Raw genomic sequence first — 24952 nt, 5'->3', positions numbered from 1 at the left:
AAGGCGGAAAACGCCGATCTCGGCAGGTATTTAGCACCAAGCGCCGAGAACCAAGATGCCGGTTTGGAGCAATTCCTAGAAGTGGCTGTAGGATAGACGCGCCAAGGACAGTTCCTGGCCCTGCTCGTCCAGGAAGCGCGGCCGCTCGTGCCCCTCAATGATCGTGCCGATCGCAGTCACGGCAACCCCGACGGCCCGCCCTGCGGCGATCAACGCATCGCTTTGCGCCGACGGAACGGTGCACAGCACCTCGTAGTCGTCGCCCCCCGCAAGCAGCGTCTCGACGCAAATGATGTTGCGGGCGAGCAGGCCGACCGCTGCAGCCGAGAGCGGCACGCTTGCCACGTCCACCGAAGCCGAGACTCCGGATGCTGCGCAGAGTTTCGTGAGATCGCCCGCGAGGCCGTCAGAGACGTCCATCGCTGCGGTCGCGAAATCGAGCACGGCCTGCGCCAGCAAATTCCGCGGCTGCGGTACCCGATAGCGTGAGACCAGAGCTTCCCTTGCAGCGGCATCAGACGTGAGCACCGCGGCAGCGGCGCCGCTCTTGAGCACGTCGAGGCCGAGCGCGGCGTCGCCGATCGTTCCCGTCACCAGGATGCGGTCTCCCGGCCTGGCACCGGTGCGACCAACCATCCGTCCCCGCGGTACGCGGCCGAAGGCGGTGATCGAGATCATCTGCGGGCCCGGCGTCGATACCGTGTCGCCGCCGAGCAGAGGACAGACGAAGTTCCTCGCGTCCTCGCCCAGCGCGTCCGCAAAGGGACGGAGCCAGGCATCCTCTTGGCTGCGCAGCGCCAGCGTCAGGACGAAACCTGCAGGCCGCGCGCCTTTGGCGGCAAGATCGGACAGGTTCACCCGTAGCGCCTTGCGGGCGATGGTTTCAGGCGGATCGTCGGCGAGATAATGCACGCCCTCGACGACGGCGTCGGTGGTGACGACGATGTCCTCGCCCGATGAGGACAGGACTGCGGCGTCATCGACCAGCCCGAGCGCGCCGGGGTCGGTCGCGATCGGCTTGAAATAGCGCGCGATGAGGGAGTCCTCGGCGGAGGGACTTTGTGGAGTGGTCATCGATGTCAGCCCTTGTCCTCCGCTGTCATCGCCCGGCCGGTGTGCTATGCGCACCAGGACCGGGCGATGACGGCGGAATGTCTGACCTACCCCCGCCCAAACTCGTCACCGCGGAACTGGCGGCCAATCTGGTCCAGCACGGCGTTCACCATGCCGGTCTCCTCGCGGTCGACGAAGGCATTGGCGACGTCGACATATTCGGACACGACGACGCGGGCCGGTACGTCCTTGCGATTCTGGAGTTCATAGGCTCCCGCACGCAGCACGGCGCGCAGGATGGCTTCGATCCGCTTCAAGGGCCAGCCCTTCGACAGCGCCTCGTCGATCAGCGGATCAAGCTTCTTCTGGTCGCGCACGACGCCGGAAACGACGTCGCGGAAGAACGCAGCTTCCGCCGGGAGGTAAGTGTCGCCCTCGACCTCGTTGCCGAGCCAGTGGCTCTCGAACTCGGCAAAGATGTCGTTGATGCCGGCACCGGCGATATCCATCTGGTACAGCGCCTGCACGGCGGCGAGCCGCGCCGCACCGCGCCGGTTCGCCTTCTTCTCCTGAGTGCCTGCCGGCTTCTTGCTGTTGTCGGCCATGTTCAGGCCTGCGCCAGGCGGCGTTTGATGCGCAGCATCGCCAGGGCGGCACGCGCGGCATCGCCGCCCTTGTTCAGTTCGCTGGCGCGCGCCCGCGCCCAGGCCTGCGCCTCGGTATTGACCGTGAGGATGCCGTTGCCGAGCGGCAGTTTTCGCGCCACGGCAAGATCCATCAGGGCCCGCGAGGATTCCTGCGAGACGATCTCGAAGTGAATGGTGTCGCCGCGGATCACGCAGCCGAGCGCGATCACTGCATCATAGGCCCTGCCGCTCGCTGCAGCGGCATCGACCGCGATGGCGATTGCAGCCGGGATTTCAAGCGCACCGGGAACCGTGATCACGTCATGGGTCAGGCCGGCCGCCTTCAGCTCGGCCACCGCGCCGTCCAGCAGTGCATCCTGGAGATCGTCGTAGAACCGCGCCTCGACGATCAGCGCGCGGGCGCCGGAAATGTCGGTCTGGTCCTTCAGGGGTGCGCGCCGCGCGTCTGCCATGGTCAACCTATTCTGTCATTGCCGGGCCTGACCCGGCAATCCATCGGGCAAGCCCCTCTTAAGAGGATGGATGCGCGGGTCAAGCCCGCGCATGACGAACTTCATGCGCCCGTCACTTCATTTCCGTCAGCCGCGCCGCGTAACGGGCCATCAGGTCGACCTCGATATTGACCTCGTCCCCCGCCTTCCAGGCGCCGATCGTCGTGACCGTCAGTGTGTGCGGGATGATCAGCACCGAAAACGTCACGTCTGCAACCGTATTGATCGTCAGGGACACGCCATCAAGCGTGATCGAGCCCTTGGTGGCGATGAACCGCGCCAGCTCGCGCGTGGTCGAGAGCTCGAACCGCGCCATATCGGGCAGGTCCTGCCGGCTCACGATGGTCGCGATGCCGTCCGCGTGGCCGGCAACGATATGCCCGCCGAGCTCATCGCCGATCTTCAGCGCGCGCTCGAGGTTGAGCTTTGTACCGACCTTCCAGTGCTTTGCCGTGGTCAGCGCCAGCGTCTCGGCAGCCGCATCGACGTCGAACCACGTCCTGCCGTCGGCAACGCCGGAGGCAACCACCGTCAGGCAGACGCCGTTACAGGCGATCGAGGCGCCGTCCGCGATGGTGGTCCGGTCATAGCGGCAGGCAATGCGCAATCGATGCAGCTGCCCCTGCGCCGTTGGCGTGAAGCGGATGATCTCGCCGATATCGGTGACAATGCCGGTGAACATTACGCGCGCTCATAGATGGTGAGAATATCCTTGCCGAATGTCTCGCTAGCATGAACCTTGTAGGCCTGCGACTGCGTGATTTTCGACAGGGGCAATGCATCGAGCGCATCCACGCCGCCAGGGCCTACCTCTTCCGCGCCGCGGAACAGCCAGATCTCGTCGACGAGATCGGCCGCAATGAATGACGACGCAACGCGGCTGCCGCCCTCGACCATCAGACGGGTGATGCCTTTCTCCGCCAGCGCATTCAGCACGGCCGGCAGGCCAAGTCCCGATGCGCTGCCGGACGGCATGCGCATGATCTGCGCGCCTGCCGCGCCGAGGCGCGTTGCGGCCGCAGCTTCGGCGAGTTCTGAACCGATCACCCAAAGCGGCGTTTCGCGCGCGGTACGAACGAGCCGGCTCGACGCCGGAATGCGCAGGCTCTGATCGAGCACCACCCGCACCGGTGAGCGCGCCGCCATGCCCGGCAGGCGGCAGTTGAGGAGCGGATCGTCCGCCAGCACGGTGCCGATACCGACCAGGATCGCATCGCTCTGCGCGCGGAGGAGATGCACGCGGTCGCGTGCCGCCTCGCCCGTGATCGCGACCGGCTTGCCGCCAGCAGCGCCGATCTTGCCGTCGGGCGAAACCGCGAGCTTGAGGATCACATGCGGACGCTTGTCCCGGATGCGACGGAAATGGCCGGCATGGTCGAAGGCAGCCTCCGCCGCGCAAAGACCCACATCCACATTGATGCCGGCGGCGCGCAGACGCGCATGCCCCTGGCCTGCGACCTCGGGATTGGGATCCTCGATCGCCGCCACCACCCGCTTGATGCCCGCTGCGATCACCGCATCGGCGCAAGGCGGCGACTTGCCGAAATGCGAGCACGGCTCCAGGGTGACGTAGAGCGTGGCGCCGCGCGCCGACTCGCCCGCGCGCCGAAGCGCCTCGGGCTCGCCATGCGGCCGTCCTCCGGGCTGCGTCCAGCCGCGGCCGACGATGACGCCGTCCTTGACAATGACGGCGCCCACGGCCGGATTGGGCCAGGTCCGTCCCTGCCCGCGCTTACCCAGCGAGAGTGCCAGCTCCATGAATCTGCGATCGGCGTCCTTGGCCTCGCGGGCCTTCTGCGCGAACTGATCTTCCAGGATGCGGAAGATCATTTGCGGATCGCGGCGAGCCGCGCTTCCTCCTCGCCGGAGAGCTCGCCGAGCACGTCGGCGAAATCCTTGGCCTCGCGAAAATTGCGGTAGACGGACGCAAACCGCACATAGGCGACGTCATCGAGCGTGCGCAGATGCTCCATCACGGTCTCACCGATCACCTCCGACGAGATCTCGGCCTCGCCCCCGGTCTCGAGTTCGCGTACGATGGTGGAGACCATCTTTTCCACCCGCTCCGGCTCGACCTGCCGCTTGCGCAGCGAGATCTGAACCGAGCGCATCAGCTTGTCGCGGTCGAACGGCACGCGACGGCCGTTGCGCTTGATCACCGTGAGCTCGCGCAGCTGCACGCGTTCGAAGGTGGTGAAGCGGAAGTTGCAGGCGACGCACACGCGCCGCCTGCGGATCACGGACGAGTCCTCGGTCGGACGCGAGTCCTTCACCTGCGTATCGAGACTGTTGCAGTTCGGGCAGCGCATCCGTTGGACCCTGCGCTACTGGTAGATCGGGAAGCGGTCGGTGAGCGCCTTGACCCGCTCCTTGATCGCGGCTTCCACCAGCGGCGCCTTGCCGTCGGAAGACTGCGCGATCGCGTTGAGGACCTCGGCGATCATGCCGCCGACCTGCTGGAATTCGGCTACCCCGAACCCGCGGCTGGTCGCGGCCGGCGTGCCGAGCCGAATGCCCGACGTGACGAAGGGAGATTCCGGATCGAACGGAATGCCGTTCTTGTTGCAGGTGATGGCCGCGCGGACCAGCGCCTTCTCCGAGACATTGCCCTTCAGGCCCTTCGGCCGCAAATCGACCAGCATCAGGTGATTGTCTGTGCCGCCCGAGACGATATCGAGGCCGTGGCCCTTCAGGGTCTCGGCCAATGCTTTGGCGTTCTCGACGACGTTCTTGGCATAGACCTTGAAGTCCGGTCGGAGGGCTTCGCCGAAAGCCACCGCCTTGGCGGCGATCACGTGCATGAGTGGGCCGCCCTGCAGGCCCGGGAAGATGGCAGAGTTGAGCTTCTTGGTCAGGGTTTCGTCATTCCACAGCATGAGGCCGCCGCGCGGACCGCGCAGCGACTTGTGCGTCGTGGTGGTGGTGACGTGCGCGTACGGCACGGGCGAAGCATGGACGCCGCCGGCGACGAGCCCGGCGAAATGCGCCATGTCGACCAGCAGATACGCGCCGACGCTGTCCGCGATCTCGCGGAAGCGCTTGAAATCCCAGGCACGCGAATAGGCCGAGCCGCCGGCGATGATCAGCTTCGGCTTCACCTGCTCGGCCTGCTTGGCCACCGCATCCATGTCGATGATCTGGTCCTCGCGGCGCACGGTGTAGTGTGCGGCCTTGAACCACTTGCCGCTCATGTTGACGGGCGAGCCGTGGGTGAGATGACCGCCGGCCGCGAGATCGAGACCCATGAAGGTGTCGCCGGGCTGCAGCAGCGCCAGGAACACCGCCTGGTTCATCTGGCTGCCGGAGTTCGGCTGCACGTTGGCGAAGTTCGCGCCGAACAGCTTCTTGGCACGATCAATCGCAAGGTTTTCGGCGACGTCGACCCACTCACAACCGCCGTAATAGCGCGCGCCCGGATAACCTTCCGCATATTTGTTGGTCATCACCGAACCCTGCGCTTCCAGCACGGCCCGGCTGACGATGTTCTCGGAGGCGATCAGTTCGACCTCGTGGCGCTGACGGCCGAGTTCGCCCCTGATGGCGGCGGCGATCTCAGGGTCCGCCTGCTCCAGCGAGGCGGAGAAAAACGAATCGGGCGCGGAGGCGGTCTTGGGTGCGGTCATCTTGCGAATATCTCCACCGCCGCAGCCTCTTGGCGGGCAACGGACGGGTCTGGTGTGGCGATCGGAAGCGGCGAGCGCGATCTACCACATTGCCCGCCCCCGGCCAAGCATTTGCGGGTCGGGCCTGATATTTATGCAAGATATGGTGGGATTGGAGGACTTTCGCTGCGGAGCGGTCCTATGGAACCGCTCGTCTGAAACGGAAGTGCAAGCGTTTGGGCCTCGCCTTTCGGCAGGCACTAAGCCGGCTGGCCTCTCTTTACAGCCCCGTATAACCCGCCTTAACCGGGTCCACACTGCCGTCGAGCTGGCGCAAGTATGTCAGGCCGCACACTGTCAACCTGTGGGTGTCCGTTTCGCCGGCCTCCATCAGGATGTTGAGGTAGTTCGTGACCTTGGCCCGCGCCTCCACGCTGGCCGCCGCAGTGCGGTTGGCGAGCAGGTCGTAGGTCTGCATGATGCGGTCGATGGCGGCTTCCATGGCACCCTCTGGTTCGTCGCTGTTCTGGGAGTTTTGATCAGGCAACCGCGCGGGCCTCGGACTGCGTCTCGAACCAAGTGATCGCCTTGTTGGCGAGCCTGATCTTGTTGAATTCGCCGTGCTGGATCAGCTTGACGACAATCCCGAGCAGGCGTTCGTCGGTGACGAGAGAATCGGGAATCGCCCCGGACCGGCGAAGGTAGTTCGCAGCGATCGCGTAGGCCTCGCTTACGAGTTCCACGTTCATCGCCTGCAGCCCGCGCTCGACCAACATCGCACCCTCCGGTTGGAAGGAACAACGACGAGGCAAGGATCTGGTTCCCCGCCCCGAGCCAATTTTTTCGCAGTGCGAAAGCGTCGGTTCCTTGTCCCGGATCGGGCGAGCCGATCGACTACCAGCTCACCCGCGCGCCGGCCTTGCCCGAGTAGGTGCGCGACACATCGTTGGTGTAGGTGGCCTCTCCGGCGGCAAACAAGGTCAGGCGGCCCATTTGCCAGTCGACCCCTGCGCTGCTGTACCCGCCTGCCACGCTGCTGCGCTCGGGGGTCGCTACGATGAAGTTCTGCCCCAGCAAAACGACATCGAGCAGACCACCCGCGCTGCGCTGCTGGGCAAGCGCCCCCGCAGCAACTCGGGTCGTGACCCGGTTTCCGTTGGCCAGCGTCCTGGTGTTGGCGAACGTGATCTCGGCCCGCTCCTCCCAGGCCTGAAAGTCGCGTCCGGCGGCGCTCAAGTTGGCAGCGCCCGCGCCCGTCTCGGCATAGCCGCCAAAATGCGCGGCCACGTAGCGCACCTTCACCGCCGGCGTGACCGTGAAGCCGCGCCCATCTACATCCAGGCGGCGCCCGAACATCAGCGCCGGATTGACGAACCAGCCGCCATAGGACGCCGTTGCCGTCGCAAAGGCGAGACCGCCGCCGATGTTGCGCACGCTGGAATTGTCGAGGCTTCCGCCGATCACGGAGAGATCCAGGAATGTGCCGCCCCAGGTCTTGCGGCCATAGGCGCCGCCGAACACGGCGTCGGTGCTGGTGCTTCCGGCGTTGAAATACAGATTCGTCTTGTTGCTGCTGCCGCCCGCGAGCATCCCTAACCTGAGGTCGGAACTGATCAGCCGCTCGTAGCCGACCGCGCCGCCATAGCCGGTCGTGGTCCCACCGATCAACGCGCCGCTGTTGTCCTGCAGGCGCTGGCCGCCAAAGGCCTTGGCCCAGACCACATTCCCGTCGCCGTAATTTGTGCTTGCCCCCTTGAACGCAGGCGTCGGGGCATATCCCAGGGCGCCCGAGGGAAAACTGGCGAATGCATCGAACGGCGACGCCGCCGGTTCGGGTGCGGCAAACGCACTGGCGGTGGCCGCACCCGTCGCGAACACGGGCGCATCAGGCAGGACCGAGCCGATCCATCCGGTGATGTCCATGATCGCGCGGTTCTGCGCGCCGAAGCTGGAGAGGTCGGCGACGATGATCTGGTTCGACGTGACGACGTAAGGATTGCCGGCGGTGGTCACGGTCGAGAGCGTCTTGTCAAAATTGGCGGTGTTCAGGATCCAGCTTCCGAGACCGAAAGTGACAGTGTCGGCGCCCCCGGTGAAATCGACCACGCCGCCGAAGCGTGCGCCGGGCAGCACGGTCAGGCTGTCGGATTGCGCTGGCGTCGTCGCGCCGAACTGGATCGCCGTCCCGCCCTCGCCGATGATCGTGCCGGAATTGACCACGGTGCCCGTCGTCCCGGACAAAATGCCGATGCCGGAAGGCCCTTTGCCCGTGATCGTCCCGAAGTTGACCGTGTTGATGCTGCCGTTGAAGGTGCGAATGCCCGCGCCGCTCCCTGTGATCGCGCCCGAATTCGTGACGATCACATCGAACGAGGCCTGCACGCCTGCCGAATGCTCACCGATGATCGTGCCAGAATTGGTGACTGTGGCGTACTGGGAACCAATGCCCTCCCAATAGCCGCGGATCAACCCGGAATTGGTGACGGTGACGTTCGAGGCGCTGACCGCCGCGCCATCAACGGCGATGATGATGCCGGAATTCGTCACCTTCGCAACCGTGCCGGAAATGGCCGGGCCGAATCCATTGTTGAGAATGGACCCTGAATTCGTCACGTCGATCGTGCCGCTGGAAGAAGGTCCCACCGACGTCGAAGTGACGATCCCCGAATTGATCAGCGTCAGGTTCGTCAGCGCATACATGACGCTGCCGAATGTATCGGTCATCGCGATGGTGCCTGAATTGACCACGGTTGCGCTGCCGTTCGGCGCATAGATGGCGCCGCCCACCGAGGCAATCGAGCCGGAATTGTCGACGCTGATATCGGCAAGGGCATAGACGCCGTGCGAGTTTCCGGTGATGCTGCCCGAATTGACGACCGTGCTCGTGCCGATGGCAAAGACGCCGTCATAGGCCGCCGTGATCGTCCCGGAATTCACGACGGTGATGGTAGTGCCGCGGACGCCATCGCTCGTGGTGCCGGAGATGGCTCCAAAATTCGTCACGACGCCGTTTCCACCCGTATCCACCCCGAGATAGCCGCTGATCGTCCCGAAATTGGTCACGTTCGCGCTGGTCGCGCCGAAGATACCGCGGTCGTTGATCCCAGTGATCGTGCCCGAGTTCACGACCGTTCCGGTGTTGAACCTGATGCCGTAGCTCGTCCCGGTCACGGACGCCCCCTGGACGACGGTGACGCTGAGATTGTCGATCGCGCCGGAGCCGTAACCGTTCGTTCCATTCTGATCCGTGGTGACCCCGGTGCAGGTCGCCGAGGCATCGTTGGCAGCAACGGGCGTGCAGGTCGCCTGAGCCGGCGCCGAGAGCAGCGTCATGGCGGCAGAAGCTGCGGCGACCATGGCGAGGCAGCGAACCGGAGATATCCAGCCGCGCGATCCGAAGCCGGCCGGCAGCGCGCTACGGATCCCGAACGCACGCGACGACAGACGGGAAGCTACGCGCGACAAGTCGGAAGTGGGCATTGCATGGGCCTTGAGCGTCAAATCACTTGCGATCAATAAATTGCCGGCACCTCATCGTACAATGGATTCGGGGTCTACGAAGCGCGCCAGATTGATTTTGAGTTCAACGGTCAACTCTCTTGGTCCGGGAAGTCAAAATAGTCTTCGGCACAGGCGAGGCGCCGTTTTATAACCAGCTTCGAAAGCGTTTGGGACTTCGCAGAAAGATCATGTCCACCCCCATTCCGGTGCTGCATTTCGACACCAGCAATTTCCCCGAGACCGAGAGATTCGACATTTGGCGCTCGGGCATCGCCACGCACCAGATCACCCGAGCCGGCCCGGCCGACGGCCCCTTCGAGGCCGTCGTGGATGCCTGGACTCTCGGCGACATGGTCGTGACGCATTCCCGTTTCGGCCCGGTCAGGATGGTGCGAACCGCGGAGATGGCGCGGGCCGATGGCATCGACATGATCCAGGTCGTTTTCGTCAAGGCCGGAGCGGTGACCTTCACCACCGAGGACGAGCCCTCCCCGCGCACGATGCGACAAGGCGAGCTGGCCGCCTTCGATACGCGCCGGACCCTGGTGACCGAGGGGACGGCGCTGGATTGCATCACCTGCACCATAGCGCGACGCGCCTTCGAGCGAGCGGGATATGATCCCTCCACCCACGGCGTCATCATCGACGGTGCATGGGGCCGCCTCGTCGCCGACTTCCTGTTGTCGTTCGTGCAACAACTCGAGGAGATGACCGTCCAGGACGCCGCCAGCCTGTCGGCGGCCTTTGTCGGGCTGCTGGCGACGGTGCTGGGCGCACGGCCGCCAGGCAGCGAGCCCGCGTCCCGCAGCCCGGTGGCCACGCTGCGCGAGCGCGCGGAAGCCTATATCGACCAGAACCTTTCGTCCGACCGGCTCGACATCGCGGCCATGAGCCGGGCTCTGGCAACCTCGAAATCCAATCTCTATCGTGCCTTCGCCAATGCAGGCGGCGTCACGGCCTATGTTCGAAAGCGGCGGCTGGAGACGATCCACGCCCGCCTCAATGCCGGCGAAGGCCTCGCAATCGGCGACGTTGCGCGCGAATACGGTTTTCCGAGCGCTGCGCATTTCAGCCGGGCCTTTCGCAAGCAATTCGGATTCAGTCCGCGGCGTGCGCGCCTCGGCGGCCTGTCAGACCCGGTCGTTGTGGCCGACGATGAGGTCGCCCTGTTTCGCCACTGGGAGGAGCGCTTGCGCTGAGACCCGAGCCGGGCGGAGGAAAACGACCGCGCTGCGCGGCGCTTCTGCAAACGCGCGAACGGCGCACCGGTCCGGAGCAACTCCGGGCCGGCGCGCTTGGGGAAGTCAGGCACGTTCGGGAGGGCTGCCGGTCTTGTCAGGGGCCGGCTTGGCCCTGATCCATTTAGAAACTCAGAGGCGATAGAGGATCTGGTCGGTCCAGAACCGCTCGAGGCGGTGCAGCGACTTGTTGAGGGTCGCAAACTCGTCGCCGGAGATGCCACCGACCTGCTCCACCGTCTTGACGTGCTTCTGGTAGAGCGCATCGACGATGCGGCGGACTTCCTGACCTTGCGGAGTCAGGCGGATGCGCACCGAACGGCGATCAACGCGCGAACGCTGATGATCGAGGAAGCCGAGTTCGACGAGCTTCTTCAGGTTGTAGGAGACGTTGGACCCGAGATAGTAACCGCGCGTGCGCAGCTCGCCCGCAGTCAGCTCCTTGTCGCCGATGTTGTAGAGCAGGAGAGCCTGCACCGAATTGATGTCCGCACGGCCGCGGCGATCGAACTCATCCTTGATCACGTCGAGGAGCCGGCGATGCAGCCGCTCCACCAGAGTCAAAGCTTCCAGATAGAGCGCCTGCACCGAACCCTGCTGGCCGGAGACGCGCTCTGCGGTATCTGCCGCAGTTGCGACGGCTTTCATCATGACACTTCCCCTGTTGTCGTTTTTATCGACACTTATTCGACGAAACTTGTGTCCCGCCTGATAGGTGCAACTTAAGGGGCGCGTTTGAAGATCGGCTTAAATAAGAGAATAAAGAGATCATGAATTTAAGACAGTGAATTGCGGATTAAGCCTGTGCCACAAGCACTTTTTGAAAGCCTCTGTTGACCTTCGCAAGGTCCTGTTCACCCTCCGTCCGCGGCGATTGTCGCATTCCAGAACAGCCCCGCCCCGTTTCGAAACGGGCGCGTAACGGCTGTGGCGGAACGGCTGGTCAACGAAAACTTATCGCGAATTTTAGGCAACCAACGGTCAACCAAGAGCGAACAACTGCGCGCTCGCGTCCGGGATGGGCGTGCGCCGTTGTGACCGGCTACGGCGGCCGTTCGCGCGCGGCCATCCAGGCGAGCGCGAGATAGGCGGCAAGCATGAAGACCTCGACGCCGACCACGACGAGGCTGCCGCCGTAGATGCCGGGGAACATCAACTCGATCACCGCCATCGACACGACGGTCGTCAGCCACACGACCGCGCCCCAAGGCGTTGCCAGCCAGAGGCCGACGGCCGCGACGAGCTCGATCACGGCGAAGTAGACGGTGGCGGCCTGCCAGGCCATCGACTGGTTCTCGAACGCTTCGTCCTCACCGCCGACGAAACCCGTCACTTGCGCCCAGTGATAGAGACCTTTCAGGATCGACAGCAGCGCCATCACCCGCAGGAACAGCACCAGCCGGCGCGTCCAGACACTGTCGTCGGACTCGGCGCGCTCCGACGAGATCGCCGCCACCGAGAGTGCGCTCTCTCTGGCATTGTCTCGGGCGTCCCTGGCATGGGCGCTGTCGCGGGCCGCGTCGCGGGTGGAGATCTCGGACATGGCCCCTTCTGGCTGCTTCGCCCGGCAAAATCAATCGGCTGCCATCCTTTGCGGCAGGTCAAGCCGCGGTGACGGGAACCGTGCGAGCTGGTATAAGAATAATTCCAGCCGGAGGAAGAATGATGGCGATCAAATACGGACGTCCGATCGAACTGCGGGAAGTGTCGCGCCGGGACAGCACGGCAGTTCCTCATGCCCTCGATCTGACGGTCCGTCCGCGCCGCAACCGCAAGGCCGAGTGGGCCAGACGCATGGTGCGCGAGAACGTCCTCACCACCGACGATCTGATCTGGCCGCTGTTCCTGATCGACGGTCACAACAAGCGCGAGCAGGTCGCCTCCATGCCGGGCGTCGACCGGCTCAGCGTCGACCAGGCCGTGCGCGAGGCCGAGCGCGCCATGAAGCTGACCATTCCCTGCCTCGCGCTGTTTCCGTACACTGACCCTTCCCTGCGCGACGAGGCAGGCTCGGAAGCCACCAACCCGGATAACCTGGTCTGCCAGGCGGTGCGGGCGATCAAGAAGGAGTTTCCGGAGATCGGCATTCTCTGCGACGTCGCGCTCGATCCCTTCACCAGCCATGGCCATGACGGGCTGATTTCCGACGGCAAGATCCTGAACGACGAGACCGTCGCCGTGCTGGTACGTCAGGCGCTGGTGCAGGCTGAAGCCGGCTGCGACATCATTGCGCCCTCCGATATGATGGACGGCCGCGTCGCCGCGATCCGCCAGGGACTGGATCGCGCCGGTCTGCTCGACGTGCAGATCATGGCCTATGCCGCGAAATACGCCTCCGCCTTCTACGGCCCGTTCCGTGACGCCATCGGCTCCGCCAAGACCCTCACCGGCGACAAGCGCACCTACCAGATGGACAGCGCCAACACGGACGAAGCGCTGCGCGAGGTCGAGCTCGACATCGCCGAGGGCGCCGACATGGTGATGGTGAAGCCCGGCATGCCCTATCTCGACGTGGTCCGCCGCGTGAAGGACACCTTCACGATGCCGACCTTCGCCTATCAGGTCTCCGGCGAATACGCGATGATCGCAGCCGCCGCCAACAACGGCTGGCTCGACGGCGAACGGGCGATGATGGAAAGCCTGCTCGCCTTCAAGCGCGCTGGCGCCGACGGCGTGCTGAGCTATTTTGCGCCGAAAGCGGCGGAGAAGCTGCGGGCGCAAACGTAGGCTGCCGCAGCGCGAACCGCGCCGGGCAACGCCGATCATTCTGGGGCGATGCGATAGGATCGAACGATGGTGCGCAATTGCGCACCCGAAAATCTCTAGATTTCCGAGTTCGGTCCTGCGGACCGCCCCGGAATGACGGTGGCGAGAGAACCGCCCCCGAATCGCCGGAATATTTCGGCTTGTTAATGCCAGGGCGCCCTTGGCATCGGGATGGCTTGTGCCCATGTCCTGCCTCGGGGGCTTTCCCGTTGGAGGACGGACGATGTCGTATGATCCGGGCAATTCAGGCGCTTGGCGCAATGACGGCGGGGTGCAGCCGCATGCCTACGACCCTGACCTGCATCCGGAACTGTTTCGTGGCGTCGCGACACGGCGGGTCTTCGCCTTTTTGATCGACATGGTCGTGATCTCCGTGCCGGTGATCCTCGGCTACATCTTCATCGCATTGTTCGGCGTGGTCACGCTCGGGATCGGCTGGGCCCTGTTCTGGATCGCGTGGCCGGCCTCCGTTGTCTGGGCGATCGTCTACTACGGCGCCAGCATCGGCGGACCCTCGTCCGCGACGGTCGGAATGCGCCTGATGGACCTGGAATTGCGCACCTGGTACGGCGCACCCGGCTATTTCGTGCTCGGCGCCACCCACGCCGTGCTGTTCTGGGTGACGGTCTCGTTCCTGACGCCCTTCGTGGTGCTGGTCGGCCTGTTCAACGGCCGCCGTCGCCTGCTGCACGACTTCTTGCTGGGAACGGTGGTGATCAACAATTCCGTTCGCGTGCCCGCGCCTCAGACGGCGCGGACCTGGTGAGCTAATCGATTGACCGGGGGCCTCTGGAGCGCGATGCTGATGCCCGTTTCGGAGGCCCACGACGTCCCTTGACCCAGCACTCGCGCGACACGCCCCAGTTTTACCTCACGGCGCCCTCCCCCTGCCCGTATTTGCCGGGCCGGCATGAGCGCAAGGTGTTTACGCACCTGGTAGGGGACCGCGCCGGCGACCTCAACGACCTCCTCACCCATGGCGGCTTCCGCCGCAGCCAGTCGATCGCCTACCGGCCGGCCTGCGACCAGTGCCGCGCCTGCGTCTCGGTCCGCGTCATCGCCAATGAGTTCCGGCCTTCGCGCAACTTCCGCAAGGTCATGACGCGCAATGCCGACATCATCGGCGAGCAGCGCAGCGCGGTTCCCACGTCCGAGCAATATTCGGTGTTCCGCGCCTATCTGGACGCGCGCCATCGACATGGCGGCATGGCGGACATGACCGTGCTCGACTACGCCATGATGGTCGAGGACAGCCACGTTGAGACCCGCATCATCGAATATCGCAAGCGCGGCCCCGATAGTGGCCTGACCGGCCGCGGTGAAGAGCTGATCGCGGTGGCGCTCACCGACGTGCTCAGCGACGGCCTGTCGATGGTCTATTCCTTCTTCGAGCCGAGCCAGGTCAGCCGCTCGATGGGCACCTTCATGATCCTCGACCACATCGCGCGCGCCCGCCGCCAAGGCCTGCCTTACGTCTATCTCGGCTACTGGATCGAGGGCTCCAAGAAGATGGACTACAAGGCCCGCTTCCTGCCGCAGCAACGCCTCGCGCCTTCGGGCTGGCTGCGTATCGATGCACAGGGAGATGTTGCGTCCGAGCCGCAGGACTGACGATCATACGCCGTATGCGCCAGTGGATGCGGAGGTATCCTTGTCGAGTCAAACCTACGATTGATCGCCTGCGCGATCATCGAACGACGGCAGGTTTACTGCTTGTATCAGGGCTACCCGCGCGCAATCTGCCCCGCGCAGCAATGTGTGAAAGACGTCGATCTCGACGTCAATCCGCTCGGCCCCTAGGCGCCGCGTCGCCGCCATCGCCACTGATCCCGCTCACCCGAACAGCGTATCTGCCAGCAGCTTGACGTTCAAAATCACGATGACGCTCGCGACGATCCACGCGACCGCGGCGACTGACATCGGGATCGCGAACTTGCCCATCTTGCGGCGATCGGAGACGAAACGGACCAGCGGGATGACGGCGAAGGGCAGCTGCATCGAGAGCACGACCTGGCTGAACACAAGCAGATCAGCCGTGCCGCGCTCGCCATAGATCGCCGTGACCACGATCACCGGGATGATGGCGATGCCGCGCGTGAGCAGGCGGCGCGCCCAGCTCGGAAGGCGCAGGTCGAGGAAGCCTTCCATCACGATCTGGCCGGCGAGCGTCGCCGTCACCGTCGAATTCAGGCCGGAAGCAAGCAGCGCCACCGCAAACAGCGTCGAGGCAATGCCGAGACCAAGCAACGGCGAGAGCAGCTCGAATGCCTGGCCGATCTCGGCCACGTCGGAATGGCCGCTCTTGTGGAAGGTCGCGGCAGCGACCACGAGGATCGCGGCGTTGATGAACAGCGCAAGCATCAGGGCGATCGTGGAGTCCGTCGTAGCCCATTTGATCGCTTCGCGCCGGCCGGTATCGTTGCGCTCATAGGCCCGCGTCTGCACAATCGAGGAGTGCAGGTACAGGTTGTGCGGCATCACGGTCGCGCCGATGATGCCGATCGCGATGTAGAGCATGTCGGAGTTGGTGAAGATCTCGCTCGTCGGCACAAAGCCGCGCAGAACCTCCGCGACAGGCGGGGCCGCAGCTGCGATCTGGACCGCGAAGCAGACCGCGATCACCACGAGCAGCGCGATGACGAAAGCCTCGAGAAAACGGAAGCCGCGGTTCATCAGGAGCAGCAGCAGGAAGGCGTCGAGCGCGGCGAGCAGCGCGCCGCCGATCAGGGGGATGCCGAACAGCAGTTTGAGCGCGATCGCGGTGCCGATCACCTCGGCGAGATCGCAGGCGATGATCGCCGCCTCGCAGGCGAGCCAGAGCAGGAAGTTCACCGCCGGCGGATAGGAGGCGCGGCAGGCCTGAGCAAGGTCGCGGTCGGTGACGATGCCGAGCCGCGCTGCCAGCGACTGCAGCAGAATCGCCATCAGGTTCGAGAGCAGGATGACGGAGAGCAGCGTGTAGCCGAACTTCGAGCCTCCGGCGAGGTCCGTCGCCCAGTTGCCGGGGTCCATGTAGCCGACGGAGACGAGATAGCCGGGACCGACAAAGGCCAGCAGCCGCCGCGACCAGTGGCCGGCAACCGGGATCGAGACCGTGGAATTGACCTCGGCAAGGCTCTTCGTGGTGGGCGCATCAGAACGCCAGCCGCTGGCGGGCTGGCTCAAGGCTTCGGTCAGGTCGGGTGATCGGGCATCCATGCGGCCAGAATACCCAACTTTGTTCTTATTGCAACTCATTTGCAACTGCATCTAGCCGCTGCAATTTCTCAGGCGGCCCGTAGCGGCTTGTCGGGAAGCGGGTGGGTCTGCTGGTCCTCAGGAGCGCACATTGAACAAATTCGACTTTGCAGGATATGCGCCATGTCAATGCCAGCTCGCCTCCCGGACACGTTCAACCGCCTCGCCTGGTCCAACCTCGCGGCGCAGTCGGCCGAGCAGATCGCATTGGCTGCGGCCCCCATCGTCGCGGTGCTCACGCTCGGTGTGGCGGAAGGCCGGACCGGCCTGTTGCAGACCGCACTGACCCTGCCCTTCGTTATCTTCGCCATTCCGGCCGGCCTGCTCGCCGACCGTATCTCCCGCCGCGCGCTGATGGCGGCAGCCGAGGCGCTGCGGGCGGCGGCCCTTGCGGCCATAGTGCTGCTGCTCGCGCTCGGCGCGCTCAATCTCCCGCTGCTCGCGCTGCTCGGCTTCGCTGCCGTGTGCGGCACCGTTGTCTACAGCGTAGCCGCGCCGGCGCTGGTGCCTTCGCTGGTGAGCTCGGACCTCCTGCCGGCGGCCAATGCTCGCATCGAGCTCGCGCGCACCATCGCCTTCGCCAGCGGCCCCGCACTCGGCGGCGCACTGGTGGGATGGTGGGGCGCGAGCCCGGCCTTCGGTTTCGCTGCGGCGCTGTCGGCGATTGCCGTCGTGCTCCTCTCCGGCATCTACGAGCCGGCCCGCGCGCCTGCGCCGCGGCGCCATCCCTTACAGGACATCCGCGAGGGCGCGGCGTTCGTGTTTCGCCACCCGCTGCTGCGGCCGGTGTTCATCACCCAGTTCATCTTCAACACCGGCTGGTTCCTGCAGATCGCCGTATTCGTGCCCTACGCTGTACGCCATCTCGGCCTCACGGCTTTGGGCGTCGGCACCGTGCTGACCATGTACGGCGTCGGCATGGTGATCGGCGCGCTGGTTGCCACGCGTGTGATGCGGCGCCTCTCCTTCGGCACCGTCGTCGGCCTCGGACCGGTAACCGGCTTCGTCGCGGCGTTGGTGATGGCGCTGACGGTGCCGCTCCCCTCGCCCTGGCTCGCGGCCTTCAGCTTCTTCCTGCTCGGCGTCGGTCCGATCCTGTGGGTGATCTCGACCACCACGCTGCGCCAGTCCGTGACGCCGTCGCGCCTGCTCGGCCGCGTCTCCGCCATCAACATCATGAGCTACGGCGCCCGTCCGCTCGGCTCGGCGCTGGGCGCCGGCGTCGGCGGGCTCTGGAGCGCGGAAGCCTGCCTCTATCTCGCCGCCGCCGTGTTCGGCGTGCAGGCGCTGGTGATCCTGCTGTCGCCGGCAGTGTCGCTCGATCGGCAGCCGGACATGGTCGGGGACGAAGCGGCGGTGCGGTGCTAGTTTGACCGTCAGTGCGAGCGAAGCGATCAATCCGGGCTTCCCGCGGAGGAGGTCTGGATTGCTTCGCCGCAAGAGCTCCTCGCCATGACGGAGTATGTGTGGGCAGCCTGTCCTAACCCGCCAGGTAACGCTCGTAGCTCCCCATCACCGGCTCGTTCGCATCGACCTCCGGATCCAGCGTATAGAGATCCTGCGCGCGGCCGATGCCGCGCAGCGCGTAGCGGCCGGTCGAGACGAGATAGCGGCGGCCGGCTGCATCGAGACCCTTGTAGAACTCGGATGAGGCCAGCAGCTCCCGGTCCACCGAGCGGCTCATCGAGGCGATGCGGCTGACCTCGTTCACGGTCGGGCCGACCACGGTGAAATCAAGCCGGTCCTCGCTTCCGATGTTGCCGTAAAAGACCTCGCCGACATGAAGGCCGATATAGGCCGACGTGATCGGACGGCCCTCCGCCGCGCGCCGCTCATTCAGTGCGGCGAGGTTCTTGCGGAACAGGTGCTCGGCCCGCAGTGCTGCTCGCCGCGCATCCGCCATATCCTCGCCCCAGAACATCGCGAGCACGCCGTCGCCGATCAGCTTCAGCACGTCCCCACCCGCGTCGTGGATCGCGTCGATCACCGCCTGCGCGTAGTCGTTGAGGAACGGAATGATCTCGTCTGGGCCGATGCTCTCGCTGATCCCGGTCGAGCCGCGCAAGTCCGAATACCAGAGCACGGCGTTGATGCGCTCGGTGACGCCGCGCGAGATGCGCCCGCGCAAGACCTGCTCGGAGGCATCGCGCCCGAGATAGACCCTGCCGAGGGTACGCACGATATCGACTTGCTGCGCCGACTTGATGGCGAGGCCGAGCACCGGCACGAGATCGCGCAGCGCCTCCAGTTCCAATCCGGAGAAGCCGCCCTCGCGGCGGGTGGTCCAGCAGGAATAGAGGCAATCCATCAGGCCGAGCGCACCATTCTCGCCGAAGCGATGCACGAAGGCGAGATAGTGCTTGTGGCCCTTGTCGGCGAGTTCGCCGATCTGCGAAAAATCGAGCGACGGCGCCTCCGCGAGATCGATCACCATCTCGTCGTGGCCGTTCTCGAGCATGTGGAAGAACACGGAGCGGCGCCAGTTCTTGGCCGCGTCCCCGTCGGCGGTCGAGCCGTATTCGAACGCATCGCTCTCGTTGCTGGACCGGTCGCTCCAGCGGAAGCCGCGGCCCTCATAGATTGGATGCAGCGTGTCGATGACGACGAGCCCACGCGACAGTTCCAGCCCCTCGGCGCAGCAACGCTCGCAGAAGCCGCGGAGCAGCTCGCTTTCAGGCAGGCCCGTGAGCCCCTGGCCGGCCAGCCAGTTCATCAGCGCAAGGCGCGAAGTCAGTTGCATGCGCCATTATGGCGTGCATTCGTGACGAGCGGAAGGCGGATGTCCGCACGCTCGCAAGTCTCCCGCCCGCAGCAGGGCGAATATGCCGCAGACGCTGTTGACGCACTCTCGCGGCAAGCCGCAAATGCACGAGATGACAAAGACCAAAAGCACAAGGACATGAGCCAGCGTCGGCTTCCGATCATCCTGGCGCTCGGCACCACGCAGACCCTGGCCTGGGCTTCCAGCTATTATCTGCCGGCGCTTCTCGCCGATCCAATGGCGCACGAACTCGGCATCTCCTCCAACTGGATTTTCGGCGCATTCTCGACCGCGCTGGTGCTCTCGGCGATGCTCGGCCCGCGCATCGGACGGCAGATCGATCTCTTCGGTGGCAGGCAGGTGCTCTCGGCCTCGAACCTGATCATGGCCGCCGGACTTGTCCTGCTCGGTCTGTCACAGTCGGTGGCGGTGATGGCGATCGCCTGGCTCGTGCTCGGCATCGGCATGGCGATGGGTCTCTACGACGCCGCCTTCGCCGCTCTGGGGCGCATCTACGGCACCGAGGCGCGCGGGCCCATCACCGGCATCACGCTGATGGCGGGCTTTGCCTCCACGGTCGGCTGGCCGCTCACCGCCTGGGGCCTGTCCCATATCGGCTGGCGCGAAACCTGCTTTGCCTGGGCCGCCGCCAACGTCCTGATCGGACTGCCGCTCAACTTCTTCATGTTGCCGGTGATCAAGGGCGCGAAACAGGCGGCGGCCACGGCCGAGAAGCCGCATGTGCCGCTCGACCGCACCATGCTCCTGCTGGCTTTCGTCTTTGCGGCGGTCTGGACCGTGACCGGCGCGATGGCCGCGCACTTCCCGCGCATCCTGGAGACGACGGGAGCCACGCCGGCAGAGGCGATCGCGGCCGGCGCACTGATCGGCCCTGCGCAGGTCGGTGCGCGCATGCTGGAGGCCGGCTTTCTCAGCCGCTTCCACCCGCTTTGGTCGACGCGGCTCGCCAGCCTCACCCACCCGATCGGAGCCGTGATCGTGGCAATCTTCGGCGGCGCTGCGGCAAGCGCCTTTGCGCTGTTCCACGGCTCGGGCAACGGCATTCTGACGATCGCGCGCGGCACGCTGCCGCTGTCGATCTTCGGCCCGAAGGATTTCGGCTATCGCCTCGGCATCATCGGTGCCCCGGCGCGAATGGCGCAGGCGGTAGCGCCGCTCGCCTTCGGCCTGCTGATCGATCTCATGGGCGCCAAGGTGCTGATCGTGTCCTCCGCGCTCAGCCTCTCGGCGCTTGCAGCGCTGTTCCTGATCCGCACGGGCCCGCGCCCGGATTGACCTTGGGGCGTCTCGCACACGCCAGCGATCTGTGACGGCCCGTTAATGCGGGCAGGTCTCGACCTCGACCGTGACATGGCTGAGGCCCTTCAACCCCGCGAGCCGGCGCTTGTAGACGGACGGCTCGTTCGGCTTGTCAGACACCACCGAGAGCAGCACGGCACAATGGCCGGGGCCGACCTGCCACAGATGGAGGTCTGTCACCCGATCGTCGCCGACTTCCATGCGGGCCCGGATCACCCGCTCCAGCTTCTCGTCGGCGCGCGCGTCGAGCAGCACCGCACCCGACGACTTGATCAGGCCGAACGCCCAGCTCGCGATTACGGCGCTTCCGATCAGGCCGACCGCCGGATCGGCCCAGACCCAGCCCGAATACATGGCGACGGCGAGCGCGGCGATCGCCAGCACAGAAGTTGCGGCATCCGTCATGACATGGACATAGGCCGCGCGAAGGTTGTTGTCGTGGTGATGATGGCCCCGATGATCGCGGTCACGATCGTCGTGGTCATCATGCGCATGGCCATGGTCGTGACCGTGATGGTGATGATCATGGCCGTCGCGCAGCAACCAGGCGCTGACGAGATTGACGCACAAGCCGAGGGCAGCCACGGCCATGGCCTCGCCGTAGACGATCGGCACCGGCGTGATCAGCCGCAGCACGCTCTCATAGGCGATCTCCACCGCAACAAGGCCGAGGATGACGGCACTGGCAAAGGCGGCAAGATCCCCGAACTTCCCGGTCCCGAAGGTGAAATGCGCATTCCCCAGGTGCCGCCGCGCGAAGCGATAGGCGAAGGCCGCAATGCCCAGCGCCGCCGCGTGCGTCCCCATGTGCCAGCCGTCGGCGAGAAGCGCCATCGAGCCGAACACCGAGCCGGCAACGATCTCGCCGACCATCATGACCAGCGTCAGGACGACCACCAGCCAGGTGCGGCGCTCGTTGTCTTCGTGCTTCTCGCCGAGGAAGGCGTGGTCGTGGGTCCATTGTTCGATGGAGTGGGAATGCATCGAATTCTCCCGAAGATTCAGCTCTGTCGGCGTGCAATATAGACGGCGGGCCGCAATTTTCTAAGGTCCAATCGTCCCGCGGATTGACAGTGCTTCTTAGTTTCGCTGTAATCGGCGTCATGGGGATTTGAGCGATCTCCCCACGAGGCGACAGGCCCAAGCATCGCGTCCCGTTCGTTTCTTGCGAGGACGCATCATGTCTACATTCACCACCATCTCATCCGACAAACTGGCACGGCTGATCGGCACGGCGAACGCGCCTGCGCTGATCGATGTGCGCACCGAGGAGGATTTTGCTGCCGACCGGAGGCTGATCCCCGGCTCCATCAAGTTCGGCCACGACAATGTGACGGACTGGGGCGGCGCGTTCGCCGGGCGCCGTGCCGTCGTATCCTGCCTGCGCGGAGAGAAGCTCGCGCAGGGCACCGCAGCCTGGCTGCGCCAGCTCGGCGTGCAAGCCGAAACGCTGGAGGGCGGCTTCGAGGGCTGGAAGGCGGCCAGGCTGCCGCTGGTCGATGTCCGCAAGCTGCCGCCACGCGATGCCAGGGGGCGCACCGTCTGGGTGACGCGGGCGCGGCCTAAGGTCGATCGCATCGCCTGCCCCTGGCTGATCCGCCGCTTCGTCGATCCCGACGCGGTGTTCCTGTATGTGGCACCGTCGGAGGTCGTCGGCGTCGGCGAGCGGTTCAATGCAGCACCCTTCGACATCGAGAACGTGTTCTGGAGCCACCGTGGCGAGCTCTGCACCTTCGACGTCATGATCGAGGAGTTCGGGATCGCCTTCCCGCCCCTGCTCCGGCTCGCAACGCTGGTGCGCGGCGCCGACACCGCGCGGCCGGATCTCGCGCCGGAGGCGCCCGGCCTGCTGGCGGCCTCGCTCGGGCTGTCGCGCATGTATGACGACGACCTCGATCAGCTCGAGGCCGGCATGCTGCTCTACGATGCCTTCTTCCGCTGGTGCCGCGACGCCACCGCCGAGACCCACAACTGGCCCACCAACAAGGTGAAGGCGTAATGGATATCCGCAACGTTCAAGCGGAGGCTGACGCCGGTCACGGCGTCAGCTTCGGGGAGGCCTTTCGAGTCTGGCTGCGTGTCGCGTCCTTGAGCTTCGGCGGGCCCGCGGGCCAGATCGCGGTGATGCATCGCATCCTGGTCGAGGAGAAGAGGTGGATCTCCGAGGGCCGTTTCCTGCATGCGCTGAACTACTGCATGCTGCTGCCGGGGCCCGAGGCGCAGCAGCTTGCGACCTATGTCGGCTGGCTGATGCATCGCACCGCCGGCGGGCTGATGGCGGGCGGGCTGTTCATCCTGCCCGGCGTCGTCGCCATCATGGGCCTCAGCTACATCTATGCGGCATTCGGCAATGTCAGCTTCGTCGAGGCACTGTTCTTCGGGCTCAAGGCTGCCGTGCTCGCCATCGTCGTCGAGGCCGTCGTGCGTGTCGGCAAGCGCGCGCTGAAGAACCGTATCATGGTCGCGCTCGCGGCCGCGGCCTTCATCGCGATCTTCTTCTTCGCAGTCCCCTTCCCGATCATCATCATCGCGGCAGGTATCATCGGCTATGTCGGCGCGCGCAGCGGCCGCTCTGAATTCGCCCCGGCCGGTCACGGCCATGGCGACAGCAGCGCCGCGGTCGACAGCATGCTCGGCGAGGCCATGCCCGACCACGTCAAGCCCGACACAGCGCGCGCGATCCGGCTCAGCGCGTTGTGGCTGGCGCTCTGGCTGGTGCCGGTGATCGGACTGCTCCTGGCCTTCGGTCAAGGCAACGTCTTCAGCCAGATCGCGCTGTTCTTCTCGAAGATGGCGCTCGTCACTTTCGGCGGGGCCTATGCCGTGCTGGCCTATGTCGCCCAGCAGGCGGTCGAGCATTATCACTGGCTGAAGCCGCACGAGATGCTCGATGGCCTCGGCATGGCCGAGACCACGCCGGGGCCGCTGATCATGGTGTTGCAGTTCGTCGGCTTCATGGCTGCCTATCGCGATCCGAGCGGCTTGTCACCAATGCTGGCGGCCACGCTCGGCGGCCTGCTCGCGACCTGGGTCACCTTCACGCCCTGCTTTCTGTGGATCTTCCTCGGCGCGCCCTATATCGAGCGCCTGCGCGGCAACACCGGGCTCGCCGGCGCGCTCAGTGCGATCACTGCGGCCGTGGTCGGCGTGATCCTCAACCTCTCGATCTGGTTCGCACTGCACACGCTGTTCCGCGAAACCGTGCCGGTGCATGCGTGTCCGCTCGACTTCGACATGCCGGTGCCGAGGAGCGTCGACCTGCCGGCGCTGTTGCTCGCGGTCGCGGCGGCGACTGCGATCTTCCGGTTCAAGCTCGGCATGCTGACCGTGCTGGCGGGAAGCTGCGCGGCGGGCCTGGCACTGAGGCTGGCGGCGGTGATCTAGGGAAGAGCGGCGCACTGCGCTGTCCGGGCTCGTACGTTCCGAGCGCAGACTGGCATGGCCTCAGGCGCAGTGTCCATTTGACCGAGGGCGGCCTTGATATCCCTGGCCGGCGGCAGGCCGAACATGCGTCCATATTCTCTGGTGAATTGCGGGACGCTCTCGTAGCCTACTGCAAAGGCGGCGCTGCTCACCTCGGAGCCCTCCTCGAGCATCATCCTGCGCGCCTCGATGAGCCGCAGCTGCTTCTGAAATTGCAGGGGACTGAGCGATGTGATCGCGCGGAAGTGCTGGTGAAACGAGGAAGGACTCATGGCAGCCGCGTCCGCCAGGCGCTCGATGCGCAACGGCCTTGCGTATTCGGATCGAATGATTGCGACAGCGCGCGCGATGCGTTGCGCGTGGCTGTCGGCCACCCCCAGAGCTCGTATCGACGCGCCGTGCCGCCCCGCCAGCAGCCAGTAATGGATTTCGCGGACGAACTGGGATTGCAGAACCGGCAGAGAAGACGGGCGATCGAGCAGCCGCATCAGTCGCAGCGCGGCATCGGCAACCTCCGACTCAGTCGGATCGACGCTCACAGGGGCGCCTCGCTGCTCGGGAGCCAGATTCATCTCCACGATCAGATTCGCGATCACCGCCGGCTCGAGCTCGACGATCAGGGAAAAATAGGGAGCCTTTGCGCTGGCGCGGGTTATCTGGCTTACCGTCGGCACATCGGCCGAGATCAAGAGCGACTCCCCCGCCCCGAAATCGAAGGTATGCGATCCCATCGTCACGCGTTTGCGACCCTGCAGGACGAGCGCAACGAGCGGCCTGTTGATTGCGTGCTGGAGCTGACCCTGCGTCGTAGCTCGAATGGCCGTGAGGCCCGGGATCGGGGTCTTGGCGGCACCGTTTTGATCGGAATGCAAATGCGCGTAGCGGCGAACAACGTCGAGCAAGGTCGTCATTC

Annotated in this window: 24 protein-coding genes; 8 read left to right on the top strand and 16 right to left on the bottom strand. The window is 65.3% G+C overall.

All coding sequences use genetic code 11. The annotated features are described in order from the left end of the window. Positions 1–75: 75 nt before the first annotated feature. The 10 genes from thiL to ASG57_RS31860 all read right to left on the bottom strand — a co-directional run bounded on the left by thiL (position 76) and on the right by ASG57_RS31860 (position 9273). Complete coding sequence (gene thiL / locus ASG57_RS31905) at positions 76–1074, bottom strand: thiamine-phosphate kinase (protein WP_057198870.1); 999 nt, start codon at positions 1072–1074, stop codon at positions 76–78. An 86-nt stretch (positions 1075–1160) separates the two neighbouring features. Then, on the bottom strand, positions 1161–1658 hold the full coding sequence (gene nusB / locus ASG57_RS31900; protein ID WP_024341155.1) for a transcription antitermination factor NusB: 498 nt from the start codon (positions 1656–1658) through the stop codon (positions 1161–1163). A gap of 2 nt (positions 1659–1660) precedes the next feature. Further along, positions 1661–2152, bottom strand: a complete 492-nt coding sequence (gene ribH, locus ASG57_RS31895) for a 6,7-dimethyl-8-ribityllumazine synthase (protein ID WP_057198869.1) — start codon at positions 2150–2152, stop codon at positions 1661–1663. Between the two features lie 112 nt (positions 2153–2264). After that, complete coding sequence (locus ASG57_RS31890) at positions 2265–2873, bottom strand: riboflavin synthase (RefSeq protein ID WP_057198868.1); 609 nt, start codon at positions 2871–2873, stop codon at positions 2265–2267. Next, positions 2873–4021, bottom strand: coding sequence for a bifunctional diaminohydroxyphosphoribosylaminopyrimidine deaminase/5-amino-6-(5-phosphoribosylamino)uracil reductase RibD (gene ribD / locus ASG57_RS31885; protein ID WP_057198867.1), 1149 nt, complete (start codon positions 4019–4021; stop codon positions 2873–2875). The genes ASG57_RS31890 and ribD overlap by 1 nt, the downstream gene beginning before the upstream one ends. Beyond that, positions 4018–4500, bottom strand: a complete 483-nt coding sequence (gene nrdR, locus ASG57_RS31880; protein WP_011087793.1) for a transcriptional regulator NrdR — start codon at positions 4498–4500, stop codon at positions 4018–4020. Before nrdR ends, ribD begins: the two co-directional genes overlap by 4 nt. 15 nt (positions 4501–4515) lie before the next feature. Further along, positions 4516–5814, bottom strand: a complete 1299-nt coding sequence (gene glyA / locus ASG57_RS31875) for a serine hydroxymethyltransferase (RefSeq protein WP_057198866.1) — start codon at positions 5812–5814, stop codon at positions 4516–4518. Between the two features lie 259 nt (positions 5815–6073). Next, positions 6074–6295, bottom strand: a complete 222-nt coding sequence (locus tag ASG57_RS31870) for a hypothetical protein (protein ID WP_024341150.1) — start codon at positions 6293–6295, stop codon at positions 6074–6076. Positions 6296–6332: 37 nt separating this feature from the next. After that, entirely contained in the window at positions 6333–6569 is a 237-nt protein-coding gene (locus tag ASG57_RS31865) for a hypothetical protein (protein WP_024341149.1), read from the bottom strand. Positions 6570–6687: 118 nt separating this feature from the next. After that, positions 6688–9273, bottom strand: a complete 2586-nt coding sequence (locus ASG57_RS31860) for an autotransporter outer membrane beta-barrel domain-containing protein (RefSeq protein WP_156402878.1) — start codon at positions 9271–9273, stop codon at positions 6688–6690. Positions 9274–9482: 209 nt separating this feature from the next. Between ASG57_RS31860 and ASG57_RS31855 the strand changes: the two genes are divergently transcribed. Continuing rightward, positions 9483–10493: a helix-turn-helix domain-containing protein gene (locus tag ASG57_RS31855; RefSeq protein ID WP_024341147.1), complete on the top strand. Its 1011-nt coding sequence runs from the start codon at positions 9483–9485 to the stop codon at positions 10491–10493. 171 nt (positions 10494–10664) lie between these two features. Here the strand turns inward: ASG57_RS31855 and ldtR are convergent, their stop codons facing one another. Further along, complete coding sequence (gene ldtR, locus ASG57_RS31850) at positions 10665–11183, bottom strand: transcriptional regulator LdtR (RefSeq protein ID WP_024341146.1); 519 nt, start codon at positions 11181–11183, stop codon at positions 10665–10667. A 391-nt stretch (positions 11184–11574) separates the two neighbouring features. Further along, a complete protein-coding gene (locus tag ASG57_RS31845) occupies positions 11575–12075 on the bottom strand; it encodes a DUF6163 family protein (protein ID WP_024341145.1) in 501 nt (166 codons plus the stop codon). Positions 12076–12197: 122 nt separating this feature from the next. Here ASG57_RS31845 and hemB point away from each other — a divergent pair, with 122 nt between their 5' ends. From hemB to ASG57_RS31830, 3 genes are all read left to right on the top strand, one after another. Next, positions 12198–13259, top strand: a complete 1062-nt coding sequence (gene hemB / locus ASG57_RS31840) for a porphobilinogen synthase (RefSeq protein WP_024341144.1) — start codon at positions 12198–12200, stop codon at positions 13257–13259. A gap of 262 nt (positions 13260–13521) precedes the next feature. Next, positions 13522–14064: an RDD family protein gene (locus ASG57_RS31835; RefSeq protein WP_057198864.1), complete on the top strand. Its 543-nt coding sequence runs from the start codon at positions 13522–13524 to the stop codon at positions 14062–14064. Between the two features lie 68 nt (positions 14065–14132). Continuing rightward, on the top strand, positions 14133–14909 hold the full coding sequence (locus tag ASG57_RS31830) for an arginyltransferase (RefSeq protein WP_024341142.1): 777 nt from the start codon (positions 14133–14135) through the stop codon (positions 14907–14909). Between the two features lie 222 nt (positions 14910–15131). On the opposite strand, the gene ASG57_RS31825 is transcribed toward ASG57_RS31830, so the two are convergent. After that, positions 15132–16496, bottom strand: coding sequence for an Nramp family divalent metal transporter (locus ASG57_RS31825; protein ID WP_024341141.1), 1365 nt, complete (start codon positions 16494–16496; stop codon positions 15132–15134). Positions 16497–16658: 162 nt separating this feature from the next. Here ASG57_RS31825 and ASG57_RS31820 point away from each other — a divergent pair, with 162 nt between their 5' ends. After that, positions 16659–17903: an MFS transporter gene (locus ASG57_RS31820; RefSeq protein ID WP_057198863.1), complete on the top strand. Its 1245-nt coding sequence runs from the start codon at positions 16659–16661 to the stop codon at positions 17901–17903. Positions 17904–18015: 112 nt separating this feature from the next. On the opposite strand, the gene ASG57_RS31815 is transcribed toward ASG57_RS31820, so the two are convergent. Further along, complete coding sequence (locus ASG57_RS31815) at positions 18016–19275, bottom strand: adenylate/guanylate cyclase domain-containing protein (RefSeq protein ID WP_057198862.1); 1260 nt, start codon at positions 19273–19275, stop codon at positions 18016–18018. Between the two features lie 159 nt (positions 19276–19434). Here ASG57_RS31815 and ASG57_RS31810 point away from each other — a divergent pair, with 159 nt between their 5' ends. Beyond that, a complete protein-coding gene (locus ASG57_RS31810; RefSeq protein WP_057198953.1) occupies positions 19435–20592 on the top strand; it encodes an MFS transporter in 1158 nt (385 codons plus the stop codon). Between the two features lie 42 nt (positions 20593–20634). Here the strand turns inward: ASG57_RS31810 and dmeF are convergent, their stop codons facing one another. Then, entirely contained in the window at positions 20635–21600 is a 966-nt protein-coding gene (gene dmeF, locus ASG57_RS31805) for a CDF family Co(II)/Ni(II) efflux transporter DmeF (RefSeq protein WP_057198861.1), read from the bottom strand. Between the two features lie 196 nt (positions 21601–21796). Between dmeF and ASG57_RS31800 the strand changes: the two genes are divergently transcribed. Together ASG57_RS31800 and chrA are read left to right on the top strand one after the other, a co-directional pair. Next, on the top strand, positions 21797–22615 hold the full coding sequence (locus ASG57_RS31800; protein ID WP_057198860.1) for a chromate resistance protein ChrB domain-containing protein: 819 nt from the start codon (positions 21797–21799) through the stop codon (positions 22613–22615). Continuing rightward, the gene (gene chrA / locus ASG57_RS31795) at positions 22615–24000 is read left to right on the top strand and encodes a chromate efflux transporter (RefSeq protein WP_057198859.1); all 1386 of its coding nucleotides are present in this window, start codon (positions 22615–22617) and stop codon (positions 23998–24000) included. The genes ASG57_RS31800 and chrA overlap by 1 nt, the downstream gene beginning before the upstream one ends. Here chrA and ASG57_RS31790 read toward each other — a convergent pair. Continuing rightward, entirely contained in the window at positions 23997–24950 is a 954-nt protein-coding gene (locus ASG57_RS31790) for an AraC family transcriptional regulator (protein ID WP_063997033.1), read from the bottom strand. The genes chrA and ASG57_RS31790 overlap by 4 nt on opposite strands. Between the last annotated feature and the right edge of the window lie 2 nt (positions 24951–24952).

Source organism: Bradyrhizobium sp. Leaf396, from assembly GCF_001424605.1.
GTDB lineage: Bacteria > Pseudomonadota > Alphaproteobacteria > Rhizobiales > Xanthobacteraceae > Bradyrhizobium > Bradyrhizobium japonicum_C.
Note: the sequence above shows the minus strand (reverse complement) of the source record. Positions and strands in the feature narration are given on the sequence as shown.

Excerpts from the sequence above, each read along its gene's own strand:
- ribD (WP_057198867.1), bottom strand. The coding sequence starts at position 4,021 with ATGATCTTCCGCATCCTGGAAGATCAGTTCGCGCAGAAGGCCCGCGAG.
- ASG57_RS31810 (WP_057198953.1), top strand. The coding sequence starts at position 19,435 with ATGAGCCAGCGTCGGCTTCCGATCATCCTGGCGCTCGGCACCACGCAG.
- thiL (WP_057198870.1), bottom strand. The coding sequence starts at position 1,074 with ATGACCACTCCACAAAGTCCCTCCGCCGAGGACTCCCTCATCGCGCGC.
- dmeF (WP_057198861.1), bottom strand. The coding sequence starts at position 21,600 with ATGCATTCCCACTCCATCGAACAATGGACCCACGACCACGCCTTCCTC.
- ASG57_RS31835 (WP_057198864.1), top strand. The coding sequence starts at position 13,522 with ATGTCGTATGATCCGGGCAATTCAGGCGCTTGGCGCAATGACGGCGGG.
- hemB (WP_024341144.1), top strand. The coding sequence starts at position 12,198 with ATGGCGATCAAATACGGACGTCCGATCGAACTGCGGGAAGTGTCGCGC.
- ASG57_RS31815 (WP_057198862.1), bottom strand. The coding sequence starts at position 19,275 with ATGCAACTGACTTCGCGCCTTGCGCTGATGAACTGGCTGGCCGGCCAG.
- nusB (WP_024341155.1), bottom strand. The coding sequence starts at position 1,658 with ATGGCCGACAACAGCAAGAAGCCGGCAGGCACTCAGGAGAAGAAGGCG.
- glyA (WP_057198866.1), bottom strand. The coding sequence starts at position 5,814 with ATGACCGCACCCAAGACCGCCTCCGCGCCCGATTCGTTTTTCTCCGCC.
- ASG57_RS31865 (WP_024341149.1), bottom strand. The coding sequence starts at position 6,569 with ATGTTGGTCGAGCGCGGGCTGCAGGCGATGAACGTGGAACTCGTAAGC.
- ribH (WP_057198869.1), bottom strand. The coding sequence starts at position 2,152 with ATGGCAGACGCGCGGCGCGCACCCCTGAAGGACCAGACCGACATTTCC.
- ASG57_RS31800 (WP_057198860.1), top strand. The coding sequence starts at position 21,797 with ATGTCTACATTCACCACCATCTCATCCGACAAACTGGCACGGCTGATC.
- ASG57_RS31855 (WP_024341147.1), top strand. The coding sequence starts at position 9,483 with ATGTCCACCCCCATTCCGGTGCTGCATTTCGACACCAGCAATTTCCCC.
- ASG57_RS31845 (WP_024341145.1), bottom strand. The coding sequence starts at position 12,075 with ATGTCCGAGATCTCCACCCGCGACGCGGCCCGCGACAGCGCCCATGCC.
- chrA (WP_057198859.1), top strand. The coding sequence starts at position 22,615 with ATGGATATCCGCAACGTTCAAGCGGAGGCTGACGCCGGTCACGGCGTC.
- ASG57_RS31820 (WP_057198863.1), top strand. The coding sequence starts at position 16,659 with ATGTCAATGCCAGCTCGCCTCCCGGACACGTTCAACCGCCTCGCCTGG.
- nrdR (WP_011087793.1), bottom strand. The coding sequence starts at position 4,500 with ATGCGCTGCCCGAACTGCAACAGTCTCGATACGCAGGTGAAGGACTCG.
- ASG57_RS31860 (WP_156402878.1), bottom strand. The coding sequence starts at position 9,273 with ATGCCCACTTCCGACTTGTCGCGCGTAGCTTCCCGTCTGTCGTCGCGT.
- ASG57_RS31790 (WP_063997033.1), bottom strand. The coding sequence starts at position 24,950 with ATGACGACCTTGCTCGACGTTGTTCGCCGCTACGCGCATTTGCATTCC.
- ASG57_RS31870 (WP_024341150.1), bottom strand. The coding sequence starts at position 6,295 with ATGGAAGCCGCCATCGACCGCATCATGCAGACCTACGACCTGCTCGCC.
- ASG57_RS31890 (WP_057198868.1), bottom strand. The coding sequence starts at position 2,873 with ATGTTCACCGGCATTGTCACCGATATCGGCGAGATCATCCGCTTCACG.
- ldtR (WP_024341146.1), bottom strand. The coding sequence starts at position 11,183 with ATGATGAAAGCCGTCGCAACTGCGGCAGATACCGCAGAGCGCGTCTCC.
- ASG57_RS31825 (WP_024341141.1), bottom strand. The coding sequence starts at position 16,496 with ATGGATGCCCGATCACCCGACCTGACCGAAGCCTTGAGCCAGCCCGCC.